Below are 21,231 nucleotides of genomic sequence, written 5' to 3'. Positions count from 1 at the left end.
GGCGTCAGCCGGCCAGTACGGCCAGCCCGAAGGCGAGCGTCATGGCGAGCGTGCCCGGCGCCACGCGCCAGGCGTAGGCGGGCGTGCCCTTGAGGAGCGCCAGGGCGCATTTCAACGCGGAGTTGGCCGCCAGCGCGGCCAGGATGCCGAGCACCGCATCCTGGCGCTCGATGCGCCCCACAGCATCGAGCTGCGCCGCCGACGCTGCGGCGGCATGCACGTCAATTAAGCCAGAGAGCGCCATCACACCGGCCGTACTCCCCGGCCCCAGCCACTCGCGCGCCATCGCGGCTACTGCCATCACACCAGCGAGCAGGGCGACGAAGCGGATCGCCGCCAGCGGCTCGAACGGGCGCGAGCCGGCCAGCGCCCGTACCTGCTCGCGATTGGCCAGCAGATGGCGACTCGATACCAAGGCAGCAAGCACAGCCACCGCACCGGCAACAGCCAGCGGCACAGTCAGCAAGCCTAACAGCGGCGGCGAGATCGTCTCCAGCACCACCGCCATTTGCGCCATGGTGCCGACGTTCGACATTAGCGCCGCACTGGCAGCCGCCGGCGCCAGCGGCGGAGACGCCCGCGCCCGCTCCCCCATGCCGGCGATGGTGGCGGTACTGGAGACGAAGCCGCCGGCCAGGCCGGCCAGGCCCAGCCCCAGACGCGAACCGAACACGCGCAGCGCGATATAGCCCAGCGAGGCGATCGCCATGATGGACACCGCCAGCTGCCACAGCTTGCGCAGGTTGAGCACCTGCCAGGGATCGATCGCGCGATCGGGAAGCAGCGGCAGCACCACGAACACCGCCGTGGCCAGAATCAACAGATCATGCAGCTCGCGCTCGGACAGCCAGTGCCTGGCCAGAGCATGCAGTCTGGCTTTACCCGCCAGGGTCACCGCCACGGTCACCCCCAGCGCGCCGGCCAGCGCGCGCTCATGCAGCGCGAACATGCCAAGCAGGAAGGTGGCCAGCATGGCGACCTCGGCGGAGGGGCCCGCGCCTTCGATGCGGCGCTGCCAGCGACTCATGGCCAGCAGCGCGGCCACCCCCAGTCCCGCGGCCAGAATGGCTGGGGTGCCCAACCGGTCGGCCACGGCACCGGCCAGGGCCAGCACCAGAAAGGTGCGCAGCCCCGGCTCGCCCTTCGCGCTATCGGCCCGCCCCTTGGCGCGCTCGCGCTGCAGTCCGATCAGCAGCCCGATACCCAGCGCCATGGCCAGGCCGACAAGGTCGGAGGAAGCCACGGCCAGTCACCGGCAGACCAGTACCGATACGTCGCAGTTGAGAATGACCTTGCGCGTGGCGTCGCCTTGCAGCAGCTCGCCGAGTCCGCCGCCAGCGTGCGCTCCCATCACGATGAGATCGCAGCGATGCTTGCCGGCCGCGCCGGCGATGGCGGCATAAGGCCGGTTGTCGAATACGTGCTCGGTCTCGCACGCAACGCCAGCCGAAGCAGCTGCCGTCCGTACCTTGGCCAGGTGCTCGTCGGCGCGCAGCAGCGCACGCAGGGCAGGGACCTCGCCCTGGATTACGTCGGCCACCAGGCTTACCGCCGGCTCAGGCTCCAGTACGCGCAGCACGTGCAGTCGCGCGTCCAGCCGCGCTGCCAGTTCGATGCCGGCATCTTCCGCGCGGCGCGCGGCCGGCGAGCCATCGGTGGCGAGCAGGATGTGTTTGTACATGAAGGTTGCTCCCGCAGGCGGCGGCCCGCGCATGGACCCAGCTTGCTGTGCCCGCGCCGGATGCTTGTTGATGCCGGTCAAGCGAATGGCTGGGAGAGCGCTGGCTTGACCTTCATCAATCGGGGGAGGCGCGGCCCGTCGCACGATGCCATCCATCGAATGCTTCATCGCGACGGGAGGTGCCGTCCATGCGTGACATTACGATCAATGTCGATCTCGCCACCGAGGCCGAGCCGGCAGTGGCCTGCGCGCTCGCGCTGGCCAGGCGCTACGGCGCCGTGCTGACGGGATTGCAGATCATGCCGCCGAACCTGCTGGGCTCGTTCGGCATGCCCGACGCGCTGTCGCTGAGCGACCAGGAGGCCGCCGAGCGACGGGCATGGTGGCGCGAGCTGTGCCGCCGCCACGAGGTGGCAGGCGAGCTGGAACTGCCGCAGGGCAGCTATGTGCCCACCTTGGCGCGGCGCTCGCTGCTGTCCGACCTGCTGGTGAGTCCGTTGCCGGTGGAGTCGCCGCAGGCGCCGACGGTGGCGGGCGAACTGAGCCGCGCGTTATTCGCCGGCTCTGCGCCACTGCTGCTGATCCCCCACGGCTACGTCGGCAGCTTCGACTTCCGCTCCGTCGCCATCGGCTGGAATGGCAGCCCCGAGGCCTTGCGGGCGATCCATGCCGCACTGCCCCTGCTGCGCGAGGCCGATGACGTCACCGTGTTCGACGGCGACCGCGGCATGCCGCCCGGCATGCCGCCCGCGCTGCCGCCATTGCCGCTGCGCGAATGGCTCGGGCGCCAGGGCATCCGTTTCCGCTGGATCGGTTTCGCTCCCGAGCAGGACATCGGGCCGGCACTGCACGGCGAGGCGCAGGCACGGCACGCCGAACTGCTGGTGATGGGGGCCTGGGGGCGTTCGCGAATGAGCGAGCTGGTACTGGGCGGAGCGACACGCTGGCTGCTCGCCCATACGCGCATGCCATTGCTGCTCGCGCATTGAAAGCGCGCCGCAGTTGACCGAAGTCAAATCGCCATGAGCAAAGGCGGCATACACAGGACTCGACCGCATCCGCCCCGCCCAGGGCCACGCCATCACCCGGCCAGGAGCCAGCCATGACCACCAGCGCACCGCAGCCCGCCAAGGGTTCCTTCGAAAACTTCCCGCACCTGCTTACCGGCACGCACTGGATCGAGCATCTCCGCGACGGCAGTCCGGTGCTGATCCGCCCGCTGCGCGCCGAGGACCGGGAGCGCGAAGAGGATTTCATCCGCCGCCTGTCGCCGGCGGCGCGCCGCTACCGCTTCCTGGGCGATTTCCGCCAGGCCAGCCCGGCGCTGGTCGATCAGTTGATGCAGGTCGATTTTCCACGCCAGGTCGCCTTCGTGGCACTGCTGCATGAGAACGGTGAATTGCGCGAGATCGGCGTGAGCCGCTACGCCGCCACCAGCGAAGAGCGGCAGTGCGAATGCGCAGTGACCGTGGCCGACGAATGGCAGAACAAGGGGCTGGGCGTGCTGCTGATGCGGCATCTGATCGACGTGGCGCGTGGCAACGGCTTCAAGCGCATGTTCTCGATCGACGATGCCTCGAACCAGAACATGCATCACCTCGCCGATTTCCTGGGCTTCCGGCGCGAGCTGTCGCCGGACGACCCCGCCCGCGCCGTGCACACCCTGGAGCTGTGACCGGAGCCATCCCATGAGCCTGCGCTTGCGACGATCCGACGAGCCGCGCCGCGTGGCAACCACGCGCGGCGAAAGCCGCCATTTCCCCGCCGAGATCCTTGCCCTGGTTACCTCGTCCGGCCCGTGGAGTCCCGCCGTCATGGCGGCGTTCGCGCTGGCCAAACCCTGGGACAGTCATGTCACCGGGTGCTTCATCGACCCCGCACTGCGCACCATGCGCGGACTGGACGCCGAGCCGAGCGTGCTGTCGCTGCTGCTGGAGCCGCCGAGGGACACGCAAGGCGAGGCCGAGGCCTTCGCGACGCTGGCGCGCCGCTGCGGCGTGGAAGGGGCAAGCTGGATCTGTGCACAGACCGGACTGGCGCGCTCGATGCATCAGTTGGGCGCCTGGCATGACCTGATCGTGCTGGAGCGCGATATCGGCGACGACGACGGCGGCTTCGAGCTGCTTGGCGAAGCCTTGCTCGGCTGCCGCAAGCCCTGTCTCGTGCTGCCGCCGCGCTGGGACAAAGAGCTGACGTTCGAGCGCGTGCTGCTGGCCTGGAACGGCAGTCTGGAGGCCGTGCGCGCCATGCATGCCGCGCTCCCGTTCCTGGCGATGTCCCGCGAGGTGGTGCTGCTGGACGGCGCCGCCGCGGTGCTGGAGGACGAAGGGGCGATCAAGCCGCACTTCCATCCGCTGGAGCATCTGGCGCGGCATGGCATTGCCGCCACGCGGCGGCGCATCCATGCCTCCGCGCACGAAGCCGGCGACGCGTTGTTGCACGAAGCCAAGCGCATGAATGCCGATCTGCTGGTGATGGGCGCCTATGGACGGTCGCGGCTGCGCGAGCGCATCCTGGGCGGCGCGACCCGGCGGGTGCTGGGGCAGGCCAGCTTGCCGGTGCTGATGCAGCACTGAGCCGACCTGCGTCACAGCCGGCTTTCAATCCAGCACGATCGGTTCGTGCATGCCGGGGATCCGGCAGGCGATGCCGCGCTGCTGCAGCACCTCGCCCATCGCGGCCATGCCGCGCTCGTATTCGCCATGCACCAGGAATACCTCGCGCCGCGGTGACCGGCCCAGCCAATCCAACAGCGCGCCCTGGTCCGCATGCGCCGAAAAGCCGTTGATCGTCCATACCTGCGCGCGCACCTGGATATCCTCGCCGAACAGGCGCACCGAGCTGGCGCCATCGACGATGCGCCGAGCCAGCGTGCCCTCGGCGGCATAGCCGACAAAGACGACGCTGCAGCGTTCGCGCCACAGATTGTGCTTGAGGTGATGGCGGACGCGACCGCCGGTACACATGCCGGAGCCGGCGAGAATCACCGCGCCGCTTTCGATGCGGTTGATCGCCATCGATTGCTCGACATCGCGGGTGAAGCGCAGGCCGGGCATGGCAAAGGGATCATCGTCGCGCAACTGCGCAAGGAAGGGTGGGTCGAAGCATTCCGGATGACGCCGGAAGATCTCGGTGGCCGAGATCGCCATGGGCGAGTCGAGAAATACCGGCATGCGCGCGGGCAGCTTGCCCTCGGCAGCGCCCAGATGCAGGTAATAGAGGATTTCCTGAGCGCGTTCGAGCGCGAACGTCGGGATCACCACGTTGCCGCCGCGCCCAAAGGTCTCGCGGATGGCGCGATACAGCTCGCCGACCGAGTCGGGCAGGGCACGATGCGGGCGATTGCCGTAGGTCGTTTCCATCACCACGTAGTCGGCCGGGGGCGCTGGCGTGGCATCGCGCAGGATCGGGCGCCCGGGATTGCCCAGGTCGCCGGAGAACAGCATGGTGCGGCTGCGCCCCTGGTCTTCCAGCGTGAGCAGGATCGAGGCAGAGCCGAGAATATGGCCGGCATCGAGGAAGCACGCCGAGATGCCGGCCACCACCGGAACGGTCTGCCCGTAGGCTGCCGGCGTGTCGAAATAATCCAGGGAGTGCAGCGCGTCGTCGAGGGTGAACAGCGGCTCCCTGGCGTGTTCGCCACGGCGGCGGCCGCTGCGTTCGGCGCGGGCGGCGTCCTCTTCCTGCAGGCCAGCGGCATCGAGCAACACGATGCGTGCCAGGTCGCGGGTGGCTGCCGTAGACAGGATCCGGCCGCGGAAACCCTGCCGCACCAGGCGCGGAATGCGCCCGCAATGATCCAGGTGCGCGTGGGTGAGCAGCAGGACATCGATGTCTGCCGGCTCGAAGCCGAACGGCTGATAATTCAGGTCACGGTGCTCGCTGCCGCCCTGGAACATCCCGCAGTCGATCAGCATACGCCGCTCGCCGCAGCTCACCAGGTGGCACGAGCCAGTCACCTGCCTGGCGGCACCGTGGGCGCTGTAGATCATGCGTGCGCTCATGCCCGTGCTTCCTCCATCGGTGTCAGCGAACACCACCATCGACCCGGCAGCAGCAGTTCAGCGGCAGACCAGCACCGGCACTGAACTGGTCTGCAGCACCCGCTGCGTTTCACTCCCCAGCAATAGCTTGGTGATGCCGCTCCAACCGTGCGAGGCCATCACTATCAGGTCGCACTGGTGGCGCTGAGCCTCCCGAACGATCCAGTCGCCGGGTGCGTCGCCGACCACGTGACCGCCATCGCAGGCCACACCTGCTTTCGCTGCCAAGTCGCGCACGTCGGCGACGTAGTGCTCGGCGCGTTCGACTGCGCCTTCCATATAAGTGGCCTCCGTCGCCGCAAGCATTTCCGCCACATAAGTGAAGGTATGGAAGGGCGGGATGACGTGCAGGACATACACGCCGGCACCGCACGAGCGAGCCAGCCCGATGCCAAGCTGCACGCCACGCAGGGATACCTCGGAACCATCGGTTGGCAAAAGGATGTGCTTGAACATGAGTGTCTCCTCGGAGTCAGCGGCAGCTATAGCCGCCGTCGATCACCAGCTCGCTTCCCGTGATGAACTTCGCCTCGTCGGAAGCGAGATAAACGACGCCCCAGGCGATGTCATCGGGCTCGCCCAGATGGCCGAGCGGATGCAAGGACGCGACGCCCTGCCGGTTTGCAGCAGCGTCGCCGCCCAAGGTCGAGAGATGGTATTCGACCATGGGCGTCCAGATGAAGCCAGGATGGATCGAGTTCACCCGAATCCGATCGGCCGCGTAGAGCAGGGCATCGGTCTTCGCCATCAGTCGAACGGCGCCCTTGGAGGCGTGGTAGGGCGGAATGTCAGGCGCGCCGATCAGGCCATAAATGGAGGAGAGGTTGATGATGCTGCCGCCGCCAGCCAGGCGCATAGGTGCGATCGCGTGCTTGGTACCGAAAAATACGCCCTTCACGTTGATCGCCTGCACGTGGTCCCACTCAGCCTCGGTGAGTTCGTGCGTGGGCTTGTTGGTGCCGGAAATGCCTGCATTATTGACCAACACATCCAGCCGTCCGAAGTGTGCGACCGTGCCCGCGACGGCGTGGCGTACGTCGTCCTCCACCGAAACGTCGGCATGAAGGTAGCAGGCGTGCTCGCCGAGTTCGCGGGCGAGCGCCTGGCCTGGTTCGTCGAGCACGTCAGCGATCGCGACGCGGGCGCCGGCTTCGATCATGCGCCGTGCGCAGGCGGCGCCGATACCCAGGGCGCCGCCGGTAATCAGGGCGACTTTGCCTTCAAGCCTGTTCATGAGCGTACTCCTGCGAGGTTACGGATGAGCACGTTGCGCCACGCGGACATCAATGCCGCAGCAGCAGTGGCAGCCCGGCATGGGTGAGCACGTACCTCGTCACGCCCCCAAGTACCCATTCGCGGAAACGGGTGTGGCCATATACCCCCATGACCAGCAGCCCCGCCCCGACCTCGGTGGCGGCGCGCAAAAGCGCGGCGCCGACATCGTCTTCCGTGCCGCCCTGGATCACCATGTGATCAGCGCGCAGGCCATGGCGAAGCAAGTAGCCCTCAAGGTCGAAGGGTGGCTGCCATGCCGCCATACTGGCGGGCGGGCGCTGTTCGCCGCTCAGAATCACGATGCGGCGCGCGCGCTGCAGCAGAGGTAGCGCCGCATGTGCCGCGCGCAGCGCCTCGCTGGATCCGTTCCATGCGATGGCCACGACATCGAGCGCGGGCACATGACTGGAGGCTTCACCCGGAATCGCCAGACAGGGAAGGCCTGCACTGAGGACAATATTGCCCACCGCTGAAAGCGAACCCCACATGGCGCGCTCTGTACGCTCGATCACCAGCAGGTCATGCCAGTTGCCAGCCAGCGCCAGAGCATCGGGCACGTAGCCCTCGGCCACCTGCCAAGCTGCAAGGTGAGCAGCGAACTTCGCCGCGTGGCTGGAGAAAGCAGGGCCGGCTGCGGCGGCTTCGCGTTCCAGCTCCATCGTGGCCTCGAGGATCTCGCTGAGCAGCTCCGGGGTTTCGAACGAAGGGGCCACCGAAAGCGGCGAGGCGCAGACCCAGATGCCGGTGAGCCTGGCATCGCAGGCACCCGCCAATCGTGCGGCGTACTCGATAGCCGGCCCCCAGTGCTTGAAACTTTCCGAAAATACAAGGATGTCGCGCATGACATGACTCCGATAAGTACAGACGAGGTCAGTCCACGATGAAGCTGACGCGCAAACAAGCGCGCCACTCAGTGATGTCGCCGCCTGGCGTGGTGCGTACCTTGATGTCGCTGACCCACGCCCCCTGGATCTTGTCGATGGTGGCGGCGACCTTGCGCAGACCCGACTGCACCGCGTCTTCCAGGCTATGGGGAGAGGCGGCGCTGATCTCGATGATCTTGGCGACTTCATTCATGGCTTGTCCCTCGAGCGCGTGAGTGACTGCGGCGGCGCTCGCGTGGCGCCCCGGCATTTCGCGGACAATGTAGGCAGGCGAGGGGCGCGGCTTGTTGACCTGTATCAACGGAGCTCCTGATGGGCGAGCGGAGCATATGACGCAACGGGCGGGCAGCCGATACGGGCGGCTCCGTACCGATGACTTATGACCGGAGAACTGCCATGAAAGTCCGCCACGCCATGTCCACTAACGTCATCACGGCAACGCCGGACACCCCCTTGATAGACGCCATGCGCAGCATGTTGCGCGAACACATCAGCGGCCTCCCGGTGGTGGATGCGCATGGCGCGCTTGTCGGCATCCTGACGGAAGCTGACCTGATGCACCGGGCTGAGATTGAGACTGAGGCCGGGCATGTACGGCCAGCCTGGCTGGATTTCATACTCGGCCCGGGTCGTCAGGCACGCGAATTCACTGCCTCGCATGCCCGCCATGTTGGTGAGGTGATGACGCGTGATGTGATTACGGTGGATGCAGGAGCGCCGCTGATTGAGGCCGTCGGTCTCATGGAAAAGCATCGAGTCAAGCGTCTTCCAGTCTTACGCAACCATGCGCTTGTCGGCATCCTCAGTCGCGCCGATCTGCTGCGCGCCTTCGTTCGGGAGCTACCAGATGCCGTCCCTGAAGACTTGTCGGATGCGGCAATAGCAACGCGTTTGCGTGCCGAATTTGATGCACGGCAGTGGACGCCTCGCGGAACAGTGCATGCCGATGTCCACGACGGCGTGGTTACGTTGCATGGCGTGATCGTGAACGACGACGTCCGTGAGGCGTTGCTAGTGATGGCAGGAAACATGACTGGCGTGATGCGCGTGGAAGATCAGATTACGACCATAGAGCCTATGACGGGCATGGTGGTGCACGAACCTGGAGCGTGAGCGAGTCAAGAGCGCCGGGAAACTCATGGGAGTCGGCTCGCATGCGCAATGGCTTACCCCTCCCGTGAGGCGAAAGAGGTCTTACACAGACGGAGTAATGGCGTGCTGCCTTGTCGTCGAGCTGTTATTGCTTTAGCTGGGGTCACGGCCCTGGCTACGAGCGGCTGCCAAGACTATGTCAAGAAAGCCGATTTCGAAGCCGCAATCGATGAATTGCGAGCCAATGACGAGTGGCAGCAGCAGGAAATTGATGAGCTTTGGCAGCGGATGCAAAGGAGCCTGGCTATCTACGCAGTCAATGTTGTTCATGTCAAAGGTGGCATTCGTGTTGACGCACCCATCCATTTTTCAGGCGATACGGCCACGCTTTGCGATGATGACAAGCGATTCTTGAGCGAATTTTCGAGGATTGTTTCGGACGACTTTCCGCGAGCAGTAGTGGCTGTAAGAAGCCTTGACGAAGATAGTGATTCTGGCAACACCGACCTTGAGCATGTCCGTCGAGATGCGGTATGCGAGTACCTCATCAGAACGAGAAGCCTGGGTTTCGATGCCTGTCACCCGACCAGGGGCGACAAGGGCATGCGTAGCTGGATGGCAAGAACGGGATCCACTGACGATGCGTCAGTTAGCCCATTGATCGTTCTAGTAGTTGATTTTTCGGAGGCCCGAGAAGGTCATGAGCGCCCAGCGTGCACAACGAGACCGAATTCGCCGATAGGTGCCTGATCATCAGGTCAAGTGAGCAAACGGCGGCGAGCCGGTATCGAAAGGTGCCTAGCCGACCGGCGAAGCAAAAATTAGGGACTTCGATAAGCCCGTGTTATCGCGGGTAGGAGAGTACGGCATTCGACCCGAGTGCCAACAGCGATTGACAGCGCATCGCCGCGTGCTCCTCCGCATGTGGCCCTATGTTGTCGGCTTGTTCAACTTTGACGGGAACTCCCAATGAGCCAGTGCCTAGCGATTGGTTCTACCAAAACAGGACAGCTCCGCCACGCCGGTCGGCGGACCCGCGCGATTCGCAGATAGGTGCTGCTCGCAAGCCCGCGCCCTAGTCCAGAGTATCGGAACGCGATTGCTTGATGCTTGGACGATTTTCATCCAACACCGCGGGTATGCAGGCTATGCGCGGGTATCGCGAGCACGGGAGGGCCGCGCAGACGTAATGGAGCCGGCAGCGCGCGGGTTCGCCACTCAAGCCCGCTCTGGCATGAGCCGACCGGACACGCCGGCCCGTCTGGTCGCCGCACAGCCTATGGCCAGTGCCATGACTATGCGTTTTCGGCAAACAATTCCTCATGTGGAAATTTCTCAATGGCTTGCCGTCGGTACCCACGAGGGCCGATTGCCGCGCGCCGCATCCGGCTTGCGAGCGGGGCCGACCGGTGACGGCGGCGCCGCCCCGTCCGTCCGTGCGGCACGGCGCAGCGGGGTTGGAGCAGTGCGCGTGTGGGCCGGTCGAACATTCCCTCTCGGCATCCCCGGGGACGAACGATATATTGCGCGCACGGCCAGCCGGACTGGACGGAAGTGAGTGACGCGGATAGCCAGCCTTATGCTGTGAGTGACACGAACCCGAGCAGTGTGTTTCAGGAGCAGCAGGTGGGTACGGACAAGCTCGATCAATCGAGCTGGGCCGGCAACAGCTGTCCGGACCTTGGTTCGGTGGAGGTGTGGGGTACGGATTTTCGCCCCGATTCCGACATGCTGTGCCAGCACCTGCACGTGCTGCGCTCGATTATTTTGCTTTTCGCCGCGATTGCCTCGGCGAAAATTCTCTCGATGGGGAGCCGCTAATGCCCGCGATTATTGCGCTGGTTGGCCGCATGCTGCTTTGGCTCGTTTCGACGTACGCCGGGCAGTGGGTGCTCAAGATTTTGGTGACGCTTGGCCTGACGGTGGTGACGAACAAGGTAGCGATGCCCGCGCTGCTTTCGCTCGTTCAGAGCTACGCGAACGGCCTTCCTTCCGTGGCGTATCAGACCTTTGGTGCGCTCGGCATGGACGTGGCGTGCAGCATGTTGCTTTCCGCGAGCGTGACGTCTGCAACGGGTCGTCTGGTGCTGCGGAGGGTGAGTTCGTGATCTACCTCAAGACGGGGCAGCCTGGGCACGGCAAGACGTTGCGCGCGATCTCGCAGGCGCTGGAGTTCAAGGCGAAGGGCCGCGAGGTATTCGTGGCCGGCGTGCGCGGTCTTAAGCATGCGGACGCGGGTTTCCACGAATTGGCGGACCCGCGAAAGTGGCAGGACTGCCCGGATGGTTCGGTGATCTTGCTGGATGAGTGCTACCAGTGGTTTCCTAAGGGCGGCAGCACGGCGCGCATTCCGGACTACATCCAGGCGATGGCGACGCATCGCCACCGTGGCTTTGACTTCATCTTGGTGTGCCAGCAGGCGAGCAAGCAGCTACATCCGTTTATCGTTGGCTTGGTGGAGCACCACGAGCATATCCGCCGCAAGTTCGGTTTTAAGAAGGCGGTGATTCTGTGGTGGGACCGGTACAGCGATAACGTCAAAAAGAGCGACACCAAGAAATTCTGGTCGTACCCCTCGGCGGTGATGAAGCGCGGGCTGTACGAATCGACCTCGCTCGATACGACGCAGAAGAACATCCCGTGGTACGTCTACGCGCTGCCGCTCTCCGCGCTCTTGGTGTTCGGTTTGCTGCGTTACACGTGTAGTCAAGCCAGGCTTTGCGCCCTTTGTTCGACGGCCAATCCCGTAGGGTTGGCGCCTGTGACCTACCTGCACTTGACTGAGCAAACCGTAGGTTTGGGAAGGCGAGGGCAGTGCCTTACCGGCTGAAAACAAGCTTCAGGTGCCCTTGCTTGCGCGCCCTTGCTTGGTGCCTTGGCTGTTCGCGCGCAGGCTCGAAAGCTGGCTGGTTGATCCAGCGGTTGAAGGCCGCGGCGTTGTGGATGGTGATGGCTGGCCCGCGCATGGAGCCGCCCGGCGGGATGAGGCGTTGGCCTCGGATTTTCCAGCCCAACCAGGGGCCGGCCAGGTCAACGCGGCACTGCGCATAATCGTCCAGCAGCCGAGCTATCTCATGAAGTGAGATAGTTCGGCCGCTGGGTGTGACGAACTCTTGGCGCTCCTCGTTCCAGAGCCATTTCAGGCGCTTGCGTGACATTCCTGCGTTCCATGCATCAGGGAACGGAGGAATGCACGGAGCATGCCGGCCATCCGGCGCAGTCTGCGCAATTGCGCATAATGTATAGATGCCTCGATTTTCTCAGGCATTTTCGTCCCCATGAGGGACGGCATTATGCTTTCCATTATCTCCACGTGGCAAATGGTTCATTATCCGGCGCAACAAAAATTCCCGACGCTCGGTTAATTCTTCATCACCAACCGGCCACCACAAACCATCAATCGGAGAGCCACTCCGAGCAACCTTCATCGCATAGGCGGCCGCAGAAACGCGATCAGCGAGTTCCTGCACGAACTCGTCGGCAAACACACCGCCGCTCGCAAAAGGCACGCCATCATCGAACCACGGCTCACCAGGAGGAGGCTCGATGGCGCGCGAGGCAGCGTAGTAAGACGCCAGAGCAAAACGCACCGCATCCTCGGCCGAGAAAAAGCGGCACTGTGCCGCGTAGTCGATTTTCATGAGAACATCCCTTCGGGACTTCGGTCCCGTCTCAAGCTGCACCCGAGGCCCACGCTCAGCTTGCCGGCGCGCGTGGGCCTCACCTTTTAGACGTCCGGATTCTCCGGATCGTCCACGTCAAAATCGCTATCCGCCACAGAACCATCAGCGAGAGGGGAAGGAGGCGAGGCCACTAAAGCTCGCCTGCAGGGTGAGCAAACAGAAGGTTCAAACACTGCTCGCGATCCCCTTTAAAGCCATCCGCAATGTCATCCACCGCCATGTCATAGGCGCAACCCAGCACGTAAACAAACGCGCGGCGCGTGAAGCCAAAAGCCTCAGCCGCAGCAGCACGCTCGGCCTCAATCTCCCCAGACACTTCAGCATGGCGAGCCGCCAACTCGGCCGCCAACTCCACGCCGTCACGCTTTTTCCCGGCCACGCTTATTCGCCTCCGCCGCAGGTAAGCGGCCCTGCAAGTAGTCGACCTGGCTGCGCACCGCCATCACGATGAACGCGTTCAACGAAAGCCCCATACGCTCCGCCAACACCATGGCCTGCTCGCGCAGATCCTCGGGCAAGCGAAGGTTCAACTTCGATCGATCGGACATGCCAATTACCGGTAGCCAATGTGGCCCCATATTGGCCCCAATGTGGCCCCATCGCAAGCGCCCAATTTCGCTGCTCGAAAAGCGGCGCAAACCCGCACGGTTGTGCGGTTTGAAGGGCCAGAACTTCGCGAGGGCGTGCGGCCTTTGTTTTATATGGGTCAAGTTCCGGGGGCGCGCCTTCGGCGCGCCCCTCGCTCGCTCCGCTCGCGATGTGCGCACCGAAGCCACCCCCGAGGCCTCCCCCAACAAAAACAAAGGCGGTCAGCTGGGTGGGCATGGAAACAGCGGCAGCGAGGGAAGGGGGCTCGCCCGCCAATAGAGAGGCACGAACAGGCTCCGAGATCAAAGGCGTCACCGGGGGGGCTTCGCCCCCACACCCCCAAGGCTCGGCGGATTTATCGTGACGCGTCACGGAAACCAAGCTATGACGCTTCCGCCAGAAGAACGCCTGCTCGCAGGTCCACCACCAATGCCGCATGTTGCGCTCGGTGTAGACCTTGCCATCGGGCGAGACTAGACCGTTGCGGTTGAGCACCCAGCCAGACCACGCCGGCAGCAACGCGCCAAGATCACCGCAACGCATGAGGCGCAGCAGCCGCACCGCAGACCACGGAACACGGTTGCGGCCGGCATCCCAGTAGCGCACCGTGCGCAGGCTCACACCCAGATACTCGGCGCAGGCTTTGCGACTCAGAAAGCAGCTGTGCCGTAGCTCGCGGAAGCCGTCTGGTGAGATGTACCAGGGGCGAGCGCGGCGAGTGCCAGGGCGACGCCCAGAAGTGCCCAGAGGACGGCCTCCGGTTCCATCGGCGGCCATCCTTGATTGCGCATAATGTATAGATGCCTCGATTTTCTCAGGCATTTTCGTCCCCATGAGGGACGGCATTATGCTTTCCATTATCTCCACGTGGCAAATGGTTCATTATCCGGCGCAACAAAAATTCCCGACGCTCGGTTAATTCTTCATCACCAACCGGCCACCACAAACCATCAATCGGAGAGCCACTCCGAGCAACCTTCATCGCATAGGCGGCCGCAGAAACGCGATCAGCGAGTTCCTGCACGAACTCGTCGGCAAACACACCGCCGCTCGCAAAAGGCACGCCATCATCGAACCACGGCTCACCAGGAGGAGGCTCGATGGCGCGCGAGGCAGCGTAGTAAGACGCCAGAGCAAAACGCACCGCATCCTCGGCCGAGAAAAAGCGGCACTGTGCCGCGTAGTCGATTTTCATGAGAACATCCCTTCGGGACTTCGGTCCCGTCTCAAGCTGCACCCGAGGCCCACGCTCAGCTTGCCGGCGCGCGTGGGCCTCACCTTTTAGACGTCCGGATTCTCCGGATCGTCCACGTCAAAATCGCTATCCGCCACAGAACCATCAGCGAGAGGGAAGGAGGCGAGGCCACTAAAGCTCGCCTGCAGGTGAGCAAACAGAAGGTTCAAACACTGCTCGCGATCCCCTTTAAAGCCATCCGCAATGTCATCCACCGCCATGTCATAGGCGCAACCCAGCACGTAAACAAACGCGCGGCGCGTGAAGCCAAAAGCCTCAGCCGCAGCAGCACGCTCGGCCTCAATCTCCCCAGACACTTCAGCATGGCGAGCCGCCAACTCGGCCGCCAACTCCACGCCGTCACGCTTTTTCCCGGCCACGCTTATTCGCCTCCGCCGCAGGTAAGCGGCCCTGCAAGTAGTCGACCTGGCTGCGCACCGCCATCACGATGAACGCGTTCAACGAAAGCCCCATACGCTCCGCCAACACCATGGCCTGCTCGCGCAGATCCTCGGGCAAGCGAAGGTTCAACTTCGATCGATCGGACATGCCAATTACCGGTAGCCAATGTGGCCCCATATTGGCCCCAATGTGGCCCCATCGCAAGCGCCCAATTTCGCTGCTCGAAAAGCGGCGCAAACCCGCACGGTTGTGCGGTTTGAAGGGCCAGAACTTCGCGAGGGCGTGCGGCCTTTGTTTTATATGGGTCAAGTTCCGGGGGCGCGCCTTCGGCGCCCCTCGCTCGCTCCGCTCGCGATGTGCGCACCGAAGCCACCCCCGAGGCCTCCCCCAACAAAAAACAAAGGCGGTCAGCTGGGTGGGCATGGAAACAGCGGCAGCGAGGGAAGGGGGCTCGCCCGCCAATAGAGAGGCACGAACAGGCTCCGAGATCAAAGGCGTCACCGGGGGGGCTTCGCCCCCACACCCCCAAGGCTCGGCGGATTTATCGTGACGCGTCACGGAAACCAAGCTATGACGCTTCCGCCAGAAGAACGCCTGCTCGCAGGTCCACCACCAATGCCGCATGTTGCGCTCGGTGTAGACCTTGCCATCGGGCGAGACTAGACCGTTGCGGTTGAGCACCCAGCCAGACCACGCCGGCAGCAACGCGCCAAGATCACCGCAACGCATGAGGCGCAGCAGCCGCACCGCAGACCACGGAACACGGTTGCGGCCGGCATCCCAGTAGCGCACCGTGCGCAGGCTCACACCCAGATACTCGGCGCAGGCTTTGCGACTCAGAAAGCAGCTGTGCCGTAGCTCGCGGAAGCCGTCTGGTGAGATGTACCAGGGGCGAGCGCGGCGAGTGCCAGGGCGACGCCCAGAAGTGCCCAGAGGACGGCCTCCGGTTCCATCGGCGGCCATCCTTGATTGCGCATAATGTATATTATGTAAAATTACATTTGTACGTAGGAACAGCCCTTTGCCGAGCTGAAGCCAGTTTTAGCCACCGGCGCCCCTAACCCCTCCGCCCCACCGCTGGCCGGTTTTCAGCCACCCATAGCCCTCGATCTCGCCAGCCTTGGCCAACACCCACACAACCGCCCACGAACTGCGCAACCCTCAAAACTGCGACACCCGGTGCGGAACCGTACTCGCGAAGACACCATGATCCATGCCGCTCAGACGACAGCACGTCTGTCGCCGACTGAGCATTCCCCGGGGCTCATCAACGCACGCCCCTTTTTTGGATCACCAATTTAGATCGATCTACATCAATCCCGGATCACCGCCCACGGTCCGGCAACAGATGGATTGGATTCCCCATCGCATTCGTGGGCATCCGATAGGAGCGCTTCTGATCATGAATCTCGAAGCCGTACGCGTACGAGTCCGGACACTGCTGGCCGTGATCGGCCTGACCGTGGCCGCCGCAACGCCTTCCTTTGCAGCCGAGCAGGCATCGCCCGCCAATCCTCGAACCGATGGCCCGACCGCCGTCGCCCGCGCACGCGTGGCGGCGGACGTGCTGATGAATTCGTACGATCCCGGCAAGGCCTGGTTTCCCTCCAGCTGGTGGAATTCCGCGGTCGCCCTGCAAACCATCGCCGATTACATGCAACGCACCGGCGACCGCCGTTATCTCGGCCAGCTGGACAACACCTTCGAAAAAGACAAAGGCGTATTTCCACCGGGAGTGCTGTCGGGCGATCCCTTGCTGGGCAATTTCACCAGCCGGGCCATCGACGATTCGGAATGGTGGGGTTTGACCTGGCTGCAGGCCTACGACCTCACCAGGAATCCCAAATACCTGGATATGGCGGTCACCATCGCCAACTACGTGAATAACTATTGGGATGCCGGTAGCTGTGGCGGCGGCGTCTGGTGGAATGCCGAGCGCACTTATAAGAATGCCGTCACCAATGGATTATGGATCCGGCTTACCGCGGAGCTGCATAACCGCATCCCCGGCGACCAGTTGTGGCTGGGCCGGTCGCGCACCGCATGGGACTGGTTTCAGCACAGCGGCATGATCAACGCCAGCGGCCTGGTCAACGACGGCCTTACCGATGCCTGCACCAACAATGGCCAGAACGTGTGGACGTACAACCAGGGGCTGGCGATCGGCGCCGGCCTGGAATTGTGGCGAGCCACCAGGGACCCAGCCATCCTGGCCAGCGTGCGGCGCCTCGCCGATGCAGCCATTGGCCCGGGTGCGCTGGCCACCGATGGCGTATTGACGGAATCCTGCGACGCCATCACCCAGACCTGCGACGACAACGGCAAGCAGTTCAAAGGCATCTTCATGCGCTATTGGACCGACCTGGTCGACACCACGCGCGACCGCCGCTACGCCGCATTTCTAAGCCAGCAAGCGGAAAACATCTGGAACAACGACCGCGACGCGGCTGGCCGCCTCGGCACACGCTGGTCCGGCGCCACCGATAACGACCACCCCAATGTGTTCGACTGGCGCACCCAGGCCAGTGCGCTCAGCGCACTGATCGGCAATGTGCCGATACCGCCGCCGCTGGAATCGCTGGCCGCGACGATGTCGCCGGCGCAGCCGGTGATCATGCCGTCCGCATCCGGCGCCACGCCTGTCGCCATCGATCTCGGCATCTCGGCCACGGGATTCATTCCGCTCCGCGCACTGGCCTCAATCGATGCACCTGCCGGCTGGAATGTTTCACCGCGAGCCGCCCAGATACCCCTGCAGCCGCACGGCAATGCCATCCCAGTCAACGGCGCGCTTGCGCTGAAAGTTGCCGTGCCGAGTTCGGCCACCGATGGCCATCACCTGGTCACCGCGAACTTGATGGCGGCCGGGTTGCGCTTCACCACCCAGGCCGATGTGCTGGTCGCGCACAAGATCGATTTCGACACCGGCACCGTCGACGAAAATCCCTGGCTGTTCGATCCGGATGGATCGCAGAGCAACGGCGTGCAGAATCGCTTTGCCGACGGCAATGCCCACTTCACCTATCGCCTCCCCTTCCCCGCCGATACCACCGCCGCGAATGTCACCCTGACCATCGACGCCGAATTCCTGGTGCAGGTCAGCAACGACAACCAGCACTGGACGACCGTGCTGCAGGAAACCCGGCGCATTACCGATGGATCGAACAAGGCGGATCGCAGCATCGACCTGACGCCCTATCTCGGCCCCGCCGCGAATGGTGCGCGGCCGATTTACGTAAGGGTGTCGGATGCCTTCCCTGACGATGGCTGGGGCGGGCGCGTCTATCACGTCGCCGCGACTATCGTCGAATAAGCCAGGCGATGCCTCCGCCCTGCTTACCTCGGGGCGGAGGCATCCACCATCGGCGATCAGTCCAGCGCCGGAAACGCCGCGATGCGCAGCTTCGCTCCGGCATAAGGCACCAGCGTAATCGCCTGGACGTCTTCGTCGCCCGATGGCTCCGCCTTGGCCGGCACGGGCTCGGCATTGCCATCGGAGGCTTTCCATGCCGGCACATAACGCCCCTGCATCGCCAGTTGAACCGCGGGCGCCGCGCCGGCGAAGGGCCTCTCCGCCACAGGATGCTCGGTCACAGCGACCTGCACGTCCGGCCTGATGCCGAGATTCCAGCGGGAGCCGGGATAGACCTGCCAATCGCTGGTCATCTCGCGCTTGCGCCAGACCACCCAGTGCTCCTCGATCGGCAAGGCATAGAGCAAGGCGCCCCGGCTGAAACTCAGCGCACCGTTGTAGCCACGCTCGACCTTTACCGCTGCACCAAACGTCAATTCGACCGTGTCGCCCGGCGCCCAGGTGCGCTCGATCGTCGTAAAGCCCGGGGAAACCTTGACCGGCTTTCCATTCACCGAGAGATGCGTGCCTTGCGACCATGCAGGTATGCGCAACTTCAGCGGAAACGCGATGGCGCGCTCCGGTTTCAAGGTCATGCTGACGGCTTGCCGGAATGGATACTCGCTGACCTGCTCGATGACCACGCGTACGCCGCGCACCTCGGTGGTCACCGTGCAAGGCGCATAACTCATCGCCGCCAATCCCCGATCCGCCGTCGCCATCCACAGGCTGTTGGCGAACTTCGGCCAGCCCTGATGGAAATTCGCGGTGCAGCAGCGGAAATTCGGCTCCAGCCCGAACAGATTCGATTCCGGCCCGTCCGTGGTCCAGGGCTCGCGATGCAGGCTGCATTCGACCTGGTTGGGTTGCTGGTTGTATTGGTGCGCCCACATGTCGTCGGTCAATGCGGCAGGCAGCGCATTGAAGGCGATGCGCTCCAGGCGGTCGCCCAGGCCGGCATCCCCGGTAACGGCCAGCGCCACCTCCAGCGAGAACATCGCCTCCACCACGGTGCACAGTTCCGTGCCTTGCGAAGGGCTGCGGCCGGCCAGATGCTCGTCCGCGGAGAACATGCCATTGGGCAGGCCGTGATAGGTATCCAGCATCCGCAGCTGATGATGGATGGCCTCGCGATCGGACGCACCGCCAGACACGACGGACCACATCGGCGACGCCTTCAACGACTGCGCGATATTGACGCCGTGCACCTGCAGGCCGAGGTCCTGCATGAACGCGTCCGACGCACCGGCCTGCTTGCGCAAGGCTTCGGCATCGGTCTTTTCCTTGAACGGAAAATGCGCATACATGCTCTGCCAGTCGTAACCCTGCTGCCTGAGCAGATGCGCCAGCTCCAGCAGCTTCGCATCCTGCGTGCGCTGATACAGCCACAGCACGGAAAGCAGCTCGTCCTGCCAGCGCATCCGGCCCCAGTCGCGCAGCGGGCGGGCCGGCAATGCCTGCAACTGATAATGGAAATACCGCGTCATCAGCGGCATGACGCGCGCATCGCCGGTCAGCTCGTGATACTGCGTCAGCACCTTGAGCATGACCATGCGCGGCCACCAGTCGTCGTTGCCGCGCGGACCGAACATGCCGTTTTCCCAGGGATGGTCCAGCGTCCAGTCGATAAAGCGCATCGCCTTCGCCTTGAGCTTCGGCGAATCGAGCTGCCACGCGAGCGGCACCAGGCCATCGAGAAAATACGGGCCGTCCTCCCACGACTCGCCCTTCCCTCCCGACCACCCGCTATCCGGACCCACGATCGGCCAGAACTCATCGAGATGACCACCCAGGCCATCGGCCTGGATCTGGAGCTGCCGCAACAGCCATCCGCTCGCCTTGATCGAGCCGGCCGGAAGCAAGGCAAAGGGTTGCTGCGCCAACGGTGCCTGGGGAAACAACGGAGCATGCTGTGCGCGGCCGGCTGTTTCCGCGGGCCGCGCAGCTGCCGCATGAAGCGGACGGAAGGTCAGTGTGCCTGCCACTCCAGCCAGGGCCATCCCTTGCAGAAAGGACCGGCGGCTTATCGAAGACAGCGAAGGCATGCGCGCACTCCCGAACCGTGACGATCCGCAGAGTGTTGTCTAATTGTCAGACAAATTCAAACCAACCAGGAAATCGCCCCTGCCGACACCAGCCCATCAACCCTTCGGATCCTCGAAAGCCAGCTGCGTCTGCAGCATCACCTGGTAGACGCGCCGCCCCATGGGCGTCAAGCCGTGCACCCGAAGGTCGATGGTCCGATAGCCGGAGGCATCGGCGATGATCTCGCAGTGGATCAATCCATGCTTATGCAAGGTACTGAAACCACCCAGCACCTGCGCGCGCGAATCGCTTCCGCCCGCGTCGTACTCGGTGGCGAGCAAGGGCGCGCATAAGGCGGTTGCGTGCAACAGATCGAAGATCAGCGCTATGTCAGCGAAGGACATGAGCACCTCCTGCGCCGGCCGGCGCCCGCATGGACCGCGCGGGCGCCCTGCCATCGCCCATGCGCGCGGCGGCTTCGGACAACGCCGGCGAAATAAGCAGCGTCTCCCGCAAAAACCGATGCATGCCGCGCCCGCATTCGCTGGCGCCCTCATCGAACGAGATGATGCTGTCCTCGCCGGCGGCAAAACTGACCACCGGCGGCTCGATCATCCGCTCTCGCCACAGCATGCAAAGACAGGAAAGGATTTCCGAACGGGTGTATTTGCCATCGCGCCCGTAATGAACGACGTCGAGCCGCCCTCGCGCGATCGCGGCGCCCAATAAATCATAGACGAGAAAAATATCTGCATAAGGCATGCGGAAAACCCCTAATCAGAGGCCGCCAGACTAGGAATGCGACAGGGCCTTACCAACAGGAAATTTCTCGTACTCCCCCCGCACCAATGCGGTACGCGAAAAAGCCCAGCGAACTGGACGATTCTGGACGGAATGCGGAGCCTCACGCGCTGGAATGATGCTGCCCGCGAATCAAATCCGCGGGCCATTCAAACATCACCAGAGAGGTAT

26 protein-coding genes and 2 pseudogenes are annotated in these 21,231 nt (G+C 63.9%); 9 read left to right on the top strand and 19 right to left on the bottom strand.

Annotation, left to right across the window (positions count from 1 at the left end; all coding sequences use genetic code 11):
• Window positions 1-4: 4 nt before the first annotated feature.
• Together ISN75_RS10740 and ISN75_RS10735 are read right to left on the bottom strand one after the other, a co-directional pair.
• Window positions 5-1,243: an MgtC/SapB family protein gene (locus ISN75_RS10740; protein WP_343821582.1), complete on the bottom strand. Its 1,239-nt coding sequence runs from the start codon at window positions 1,241-1,243 to the stop codon at window positions 5-7.
• Between the two features lie 6 nt (window positions 1,244-1,249).
• Window positions 1,250-1,681 carry a universal stress protein gene (locus tag ISN75_RS10735; RefSeq protein ID WP_343821584.1) on the bottom strand — a complete coding sequence of 144 codons (432 nt, stop codon included), beginning with the start codon at window positions 1,679-1,681 and terminating at the stop codon, window positions 1,250-1,252.
• A 188-nt stretch (window positions 1,682-1,869) separates the two neighbouring features.
• On the opposite strand from ISN75_RS10735, the gene ISN75_RS10730 reads away from it, so the two are divergent.
• The 3 genes from ISN75_RS10730 (at window position 1,870) to ISN75_RS10720 (ending at window position 4,257) form a co-directional block, all read left to right on the top strand.
• Entirely contained in the window at window positions 1,870-2,670 is an 801-nt protein-coding gene (locus tag ISN75_RS10730) for a universal stress protein (protein WP_343821586.1), read from the top strand.
• 113 nt (window positions 2,671-2,783) lie between these two features.
• On the top strand, window positions 2,784-3,356 hold the full coding sequence (locus ISN75_RS10725) for a GNAT family N-acetyltransferase (protein ID WP_343821588.1): 573 nt from the start codon (window positions 2,784-2,786) through the stop codon (window positions 3,354-3,356).
• 13 nt (window positions 3,357-3,369) lie between these two features.
• Entirely contained in the window at window positions 3,370-4,257 is an 888-nt protein-coding gene (locus ISN75_RS10720; protein ID WP_343821590.1) for a universal stress protein, read from the top strand.
• Between the two features lie 24 nt (window positions 4,258-4,281).
• Here the strand turns inward: ISN75_RS10720 and ISN75_RS10715 are convergent, their stop codons facing one another.
• The 5 genes from ISN75_RS10715 to ISN75_RS10695 are packed head-to-tail and all read right to left on the bottom strand — an operon-like array spanning window position 4,282 to window position 8,076.
• Window positions 4,282-5,685, bottom strand: coding sequence for an MBL fold metallo-hydrolase (locus ISN75_RS10715; protein ID WP_343821591.1), 1,404 nt, complete (start codon window positions 5,683-5,685; stop codon window positions 4,282-4,284).
• A 57-nt stretch (window positions 5,686-5,742) separates the two neighbouring features.
• Window positions 5,743-6,180, bottom strand: coding sequence for a universal stress protein (locus tag ISN75_RS10710; RefSeq protein WP_343821592.1), 438 nt, complete (start codon window positions 6,178-6,180; stop codon window positions 5,743-5,745).
• Between the two features lie 16 nt (window positions 6,181-6,196).
• Entirely contained in the window at window positions 6,197-6,958 is a 762-nt protein-coding gene (locus tag ISN75_RS10705; protein ID WP_343821594.1) for a glucose 1-dehydrogenase, read from the bottom strand.
• 49 nt (window positions 6,959-7,007) lie between these two features.
• Window positions 7,008-7,841, bottom strand: a complete 834-nt coding sequence (locus tag ISN75_RS10700; protein WP_343821596.1) for a universal stress protein — start codon at window positions 7,839-7,841, stop codon at window positions 7,008-7,010.
• A gap of 28 nt (window positions 7,842-7,869) precedes the next feature.
• Entirely contained in the window at window positions 7,870-8,076 is a 207-nt protein-coding gene (locus ISN75_RS10695) for a dodecin family protein (protein WP_343821597.1), read from the bottom strand.
• Between the two features lie 203 nt (window positions 8,077-8,279).
• Between ISN75_RS10695 and ISN75_RS10690 the strand changes: the two genes are divergently transcribed.
• The 5 genes from ISN75_RS10690 (at window position 8,280) to ISN75_RS10670 (ending at window position 11,805) form a co-directional block, all read left to right on the top strand.
• Window positions 8,280-8,996: a CBS domain-containing protein gene (locus tag ISN75_RS10690; RefSeq protein WP_343821598.1), complete on the top strand. Its 717-nt coding sequence runs from the start codon at window positions 8,280-8,282 to the stop codon at window positions 8,994-8,996.
• A gap of 102 nt (window positions 8,997-9,098) precedes the next feature.
• The gene (locus ISN75_RS10685; RefSeq protein WP_343821600.1) at window positions 9,099-9,725 is read left to right on the top strand and encodes a hypothetical protein; all 627 of its coding nucleotides are present in this window, start codon (window positions 9,099-9,101) and stop codon (window positions 9,723-9,725) included.
• A gap of 876 nt (window positions 9,726-10,601) precedes the next feature.
• The gene (locus ISN75_RS10680) at window positions 10,602-10,796 is read left to right on the top strand and encodes a hypothetical protein (RefSeq protein ID WP_343821602.1); all 195 of its coding nucleotides are present in this window, start codon (window positions 10,602-10,604) and stop codon (window positions 10,794-10,796) included.
• The gene (locus tag ISN75_RS10675; protein WP_343821604.1) at window positions 10,796-11,083 is read left to right on the top strand and encodes a DUF2523 family protein; all 288 of its coding nucleotides are present in this window, start codon (window positions 10,796-10,798) and stop codon (window positions 11,081-11,083) included. The genes ISN75_RS10680 and ISN75_RS10675 overlap by 1 nt, the downstream gene beginning before the upstream one ends.
• Complete coding sequence (locus ISN75_RS10670; protein WP_343821606.1) at window positions 11,080-11,805, top strand: zonular occludens toxin domain-containing protein; 726 nt, start codon at window positions 11,080-11,082, stop codon at window positions 11,803-11,805. The genes ISN75_RS10675 and ISN75_RS10670 overlap by 4 nt, the downstream gene beginning before the upstream one ends.
• Here the strand turns inward: ISN75_RS10670 and ISN75_RS10665 are convergent.
• The 9 genes and pseudogenes from ISN75_RS10665 to ISN75_RS10625 form a co-directional block, all read right to left on the bottom strand.
• On the bottom strand, window positions 11,795-12,133 hold the full coding sequence (locus ISN75_RS10665; RefSeq protein WP_343821608.1) for a hypothetical protein: 339 nt from the start codon (window positions 12,131-12,133) through the stop codon (window positions 11,795-11,797). The genes ISN75_RS10670 and ISN75_RS10665 overlap by 11 nt on opposite strands.
• Window positions 12,134-12,235: 102 nt before the next feature.
• Window positions 12,236-12,616, bottom strand: a complete 381-nt coding sequence (locus ISN75_RS10660; protein WP_423385154.1) for a hypothetical protein — start codon at window positions 12,614-12,616, stop codon at window positions 12,236-12,238.
• A gap of 172 nt (window positions 12,617-12,788) precedes the next feature.
• On the bottom strand, window positions 12,789-13,037 hold the full coding sequence (locus tag ISN75_RS10655) for a hypothetical protein (protein WP_423385155.1): 249 nt from the start codon (window positions 13,035-13,037) through the stop codon (window positions 12,789-12,791).
• Entirely contained in the window at window positions 13,018-13,206 is a 189-nt protein-coding gene (locus ISN75_RS10650) for a YlcI/YnfO family protein (RefSeq protein WP_343822068.1), read from the bottom strand. Before ISN75_RS10650 ends, ISN75_RS10655 begins: the two co-directional genes overlap by 20 nt.
• A gap of 433 nt (window positions 13,207-13,639) precedes the next feature.
• Window positions 13,640-14,023: pseudogene (locus tag ISN75_RS10645) on the bottom strand (VC1465 family Xer recombination activation factor); the annotation flags it as partial.
• 37 nt (window positions 14,024-14,060) lie between these two features.
• Complete coding sequence (locus ISN75_RS10640; protein ID WP_423385154.1) at window positions 14,061-14,441, bottom strand: hypothetical protein; 381 nt, start codon at window positions 14,439-14,441, stop codon at window positions 14,061-14,063.
• An 86-nt stretch (window positions 14,442-14,527) separates the two neighbouring features.
• Window positions 14,528-14,860, bottom strand: coding sequence for a hypothetical protein (locus ISN75_RS10635; RefSeq protein WP_343822065.1), 333 nt, complete (start codon window positions 14,858-14,860; stop codon window positions 14,528-14,530).
• Entirely contained in the window at window positions 14,841-15,029 is a 189-nt protein-coding gene (locus ISN75_RS10630) for a YlcI/YnfO family protein (RefSeq protein WP_343822068.1), read from the bottom strand. Before ISN75_RS10630 ends, ISN75_RS10635 begins: the two co-directional genes overlap by 20 nt.
• A 432-nt stretch (window positions 15,030-15,461) precedes the next feature.
• A pseudogene (locus ISN75_RS10625) lies at window positions 15,462-15,845 on the bottom strand (VC1465 family Xer recombination activation factor); the annotation flags it as partial.
• A gap of 439 nt (window positions 15,846-16,284) precedes the next feature.
• Here ISN75_RS10625 and ISN75_RS10620 point away from each other — a divergent pair.
• The gene (locus tag ISN75_RS10620) at window positions 16,285-18,195 is read left to right on the top strand and encodes a glycoside hydrolase family 76 protein (RefSeq protein ID WP_168647699.1); all 1,911 of its coding nucleotides are present in this window, start codon (window positions 16,285-16,287) and stop codon (window positions 18,193-18,195) included.
• A 56-nt stretch (window positions 18,196-18,251) separates the two neighbouring features.
• Here ISN75_RS10620 and ISN75_RS10615 read toward each other — a convergent pair whose 3' ends face one another.
• From ISN75_RS10615 to ISN75_RS10605, 3 genes are all read right to left on the bottom strand, one after another.
• On the bottom strand, window positions 18,252-20,057 hold the full coding sequence (locus tag ISN75_RS10615) for a beta-L-arabinofuranosidase domain-containing protein (protein WP_343821084.1): 1,806 nt from the start codon (window positions 20,055-20,057) through the stop codon (window positions 18,252-18,254).
• A 318-nt stretch (window positions 20,058-20,375) separates the two neighbouring features.
• A complete protein-coding gene (locus ISN75_RS10610) occupies window positions 20,376-20,663 on the bottom strand; it encodes a hypothetical protein (protein ID WP_167257292.1) in 288 nt (95 codons plus the stop codon).
• A complete protein-coding gene (locus tag ISN75_RS10605; RefSeq protein ID WP_167257291.1) occupies window positions 20,650-21,021 on the bottom strand; it encodes a hypothetical protein in 372 nt (123 codons plus the stop codon). The genes ISN75_RS10610 and ISN75_RS10605 overlap by 14 nt, the downstream gene beginning before the upstream one ends.
• Between the last annotated feature and the right edge of the window lie 210 nt (window positions 21,022-21,231).

Origin of the sequence: Dyella marensis (assembly GCF_049532885.1) — a bacterium.
In the GTDB taxonomy this organism is placed as follows: domain Bacteria; phylum Pseudomonadota; class Gammaproteobacteria; order Xanthomonadales; family Rhodanobacteraceae; genus Dyella_D; species Dyella_D marensis.
This window is presented reverse-complemented; position numbering and strand designations above follow the sequence as displayed.

Bases quoted from the DNA above. Each gene is read 5' to 3' on its own strand.
- ISN75_RS10735 (WP_343821584.1), bottom strand. From the start codon at position 1,681: ATGTACAAACACATCCTGCTCGCCACCGATGGCTCGCCGGCCGCGCGC.
- ISN75_RS10730 (WP_343821586.1), top strand. From the start codon at position 1,870: ATGCGTGACATTACGATCAATGTCGATCTCGCCACCGAGGCCGAGCCG.
- ISN75_RS10725 (WP_343821588.1), top strand. From the start codon at position 2,784: ATGACCACCAGCGCACCGCAGCCCGCCAAGGGTTCCTTCGAAAACTTC.
- ISN75_RS10720 (WP_343821590.1), top strand. From the start codon at position 3,370: ATGAGCCTGCGCTTGCGACGATCCGACGAGCCGCGCCGCGTGGCAACC.
- ISN75_RS10715 (WP_343821591.1), bottom strand. From the start codon at position 5,685: ATGAGCGCACGCATGATCTACAGCGCCCACGGTGCCGCCAGGCAGGTG.
- ISN75_RS10710 (WP_343821592.1), bottom strand. From the start codon at position 6,180: ATGTTCAAGCACATCCTTTTGCCAACCGATGGTTCCGAGGTATCCCTG.
- ISN75_RS10705 (WP_343821594.1), bottom strand. From the start codon at position 6,958: ATGAACAGGCTTGAAGGCAAAGTCGCCCTGATTACCGGCGGCGCCCTG.
- ISN75_RS10700 (WP_343821596.1), bottom strand. From the start codon at position 7,841: ATGCGCGACATCCTTGTATTTTCGGAAAGTTTCAAGCACTGGGGGCCG.
- ISN75_RS10695 (WP_343821597.1), bottom strand. From the start codon at position 8,076: ATGAATGAAGTCGCCAAGATCATCGAGATCAGCGCCGCCTCTCCCCAT.
- ISN75_RS10690 (WP_343821598.1), top strand. From the start codon at position 8,280: ATGAAAGTCCGCCACGCCATGTCCACTAACGTCATCACGGCAACGCCG.
- ISN75_RS10675 (WP_343821604.1), top strand. From the start codon at position 10,796: ATGCCCGCGATTATTGCGCTGGTTGGCCGCATGCTGCTTTGGCTCGTT.
- ISN75_RS10665 (WP_343821608.1), bottom strand. From the start codon at position 12,133: ATGTCACGCAAGCGCCTGAAATGGCTCTGGAACGAGGAGCGCCAAGAG.
- ISN75_RS10660 (WP_423385154.1), bottom strand. From the start codon at position 12,616: ATGAAAATCGACTACGCGGCACAGTGCCGCTTTTTCTCGGCCGAGGAT.
- ISN75_RS10650 (WP_343822068.1), bottom strand. From the start codon at position 13,206: ATGTCCGATCGATCGAAGTTGAACCTTCGCTTGCCCGAGGATCTGCGC.
- ISN75_RS10640 (WP_423385154.1), bottom strand. From the start codon at position 14,441: ATGAAAATCGACTACGCGGCACAGTGCCGCTTTTTCTCGGCCGAGGAT.
- ISN75_RS10630 (WP_343822068.1), bottom strand. From the start codon at position 15,029: ATGTCCGATCGATCGAAGTTGAACCTTCGCTTGCCCGAGGATCTGCGC.
- ISN75_RS10620 (WP_168647699.1), top strand. From the start codon at position 16,285: ATGAATCTCGAAGCCGTACGCGTACGAGTCCGGACACTGCTGGCCGTG.
- ISN75_RS10610 (WP_167257292.1), bottom strand. From the start codon at position 20,663: ATGTCCTTCGCTGACATAGCGCTGATCTTCGATCTGTTGCACGCAACC.
- ISN75_RS10605 (WP_167257291.1), bottom strand. From the start codon at position 21,021: ATGCCTTATGCAGATATTTTTCTCGTCTATGATTTATTGGGCGCCGCG.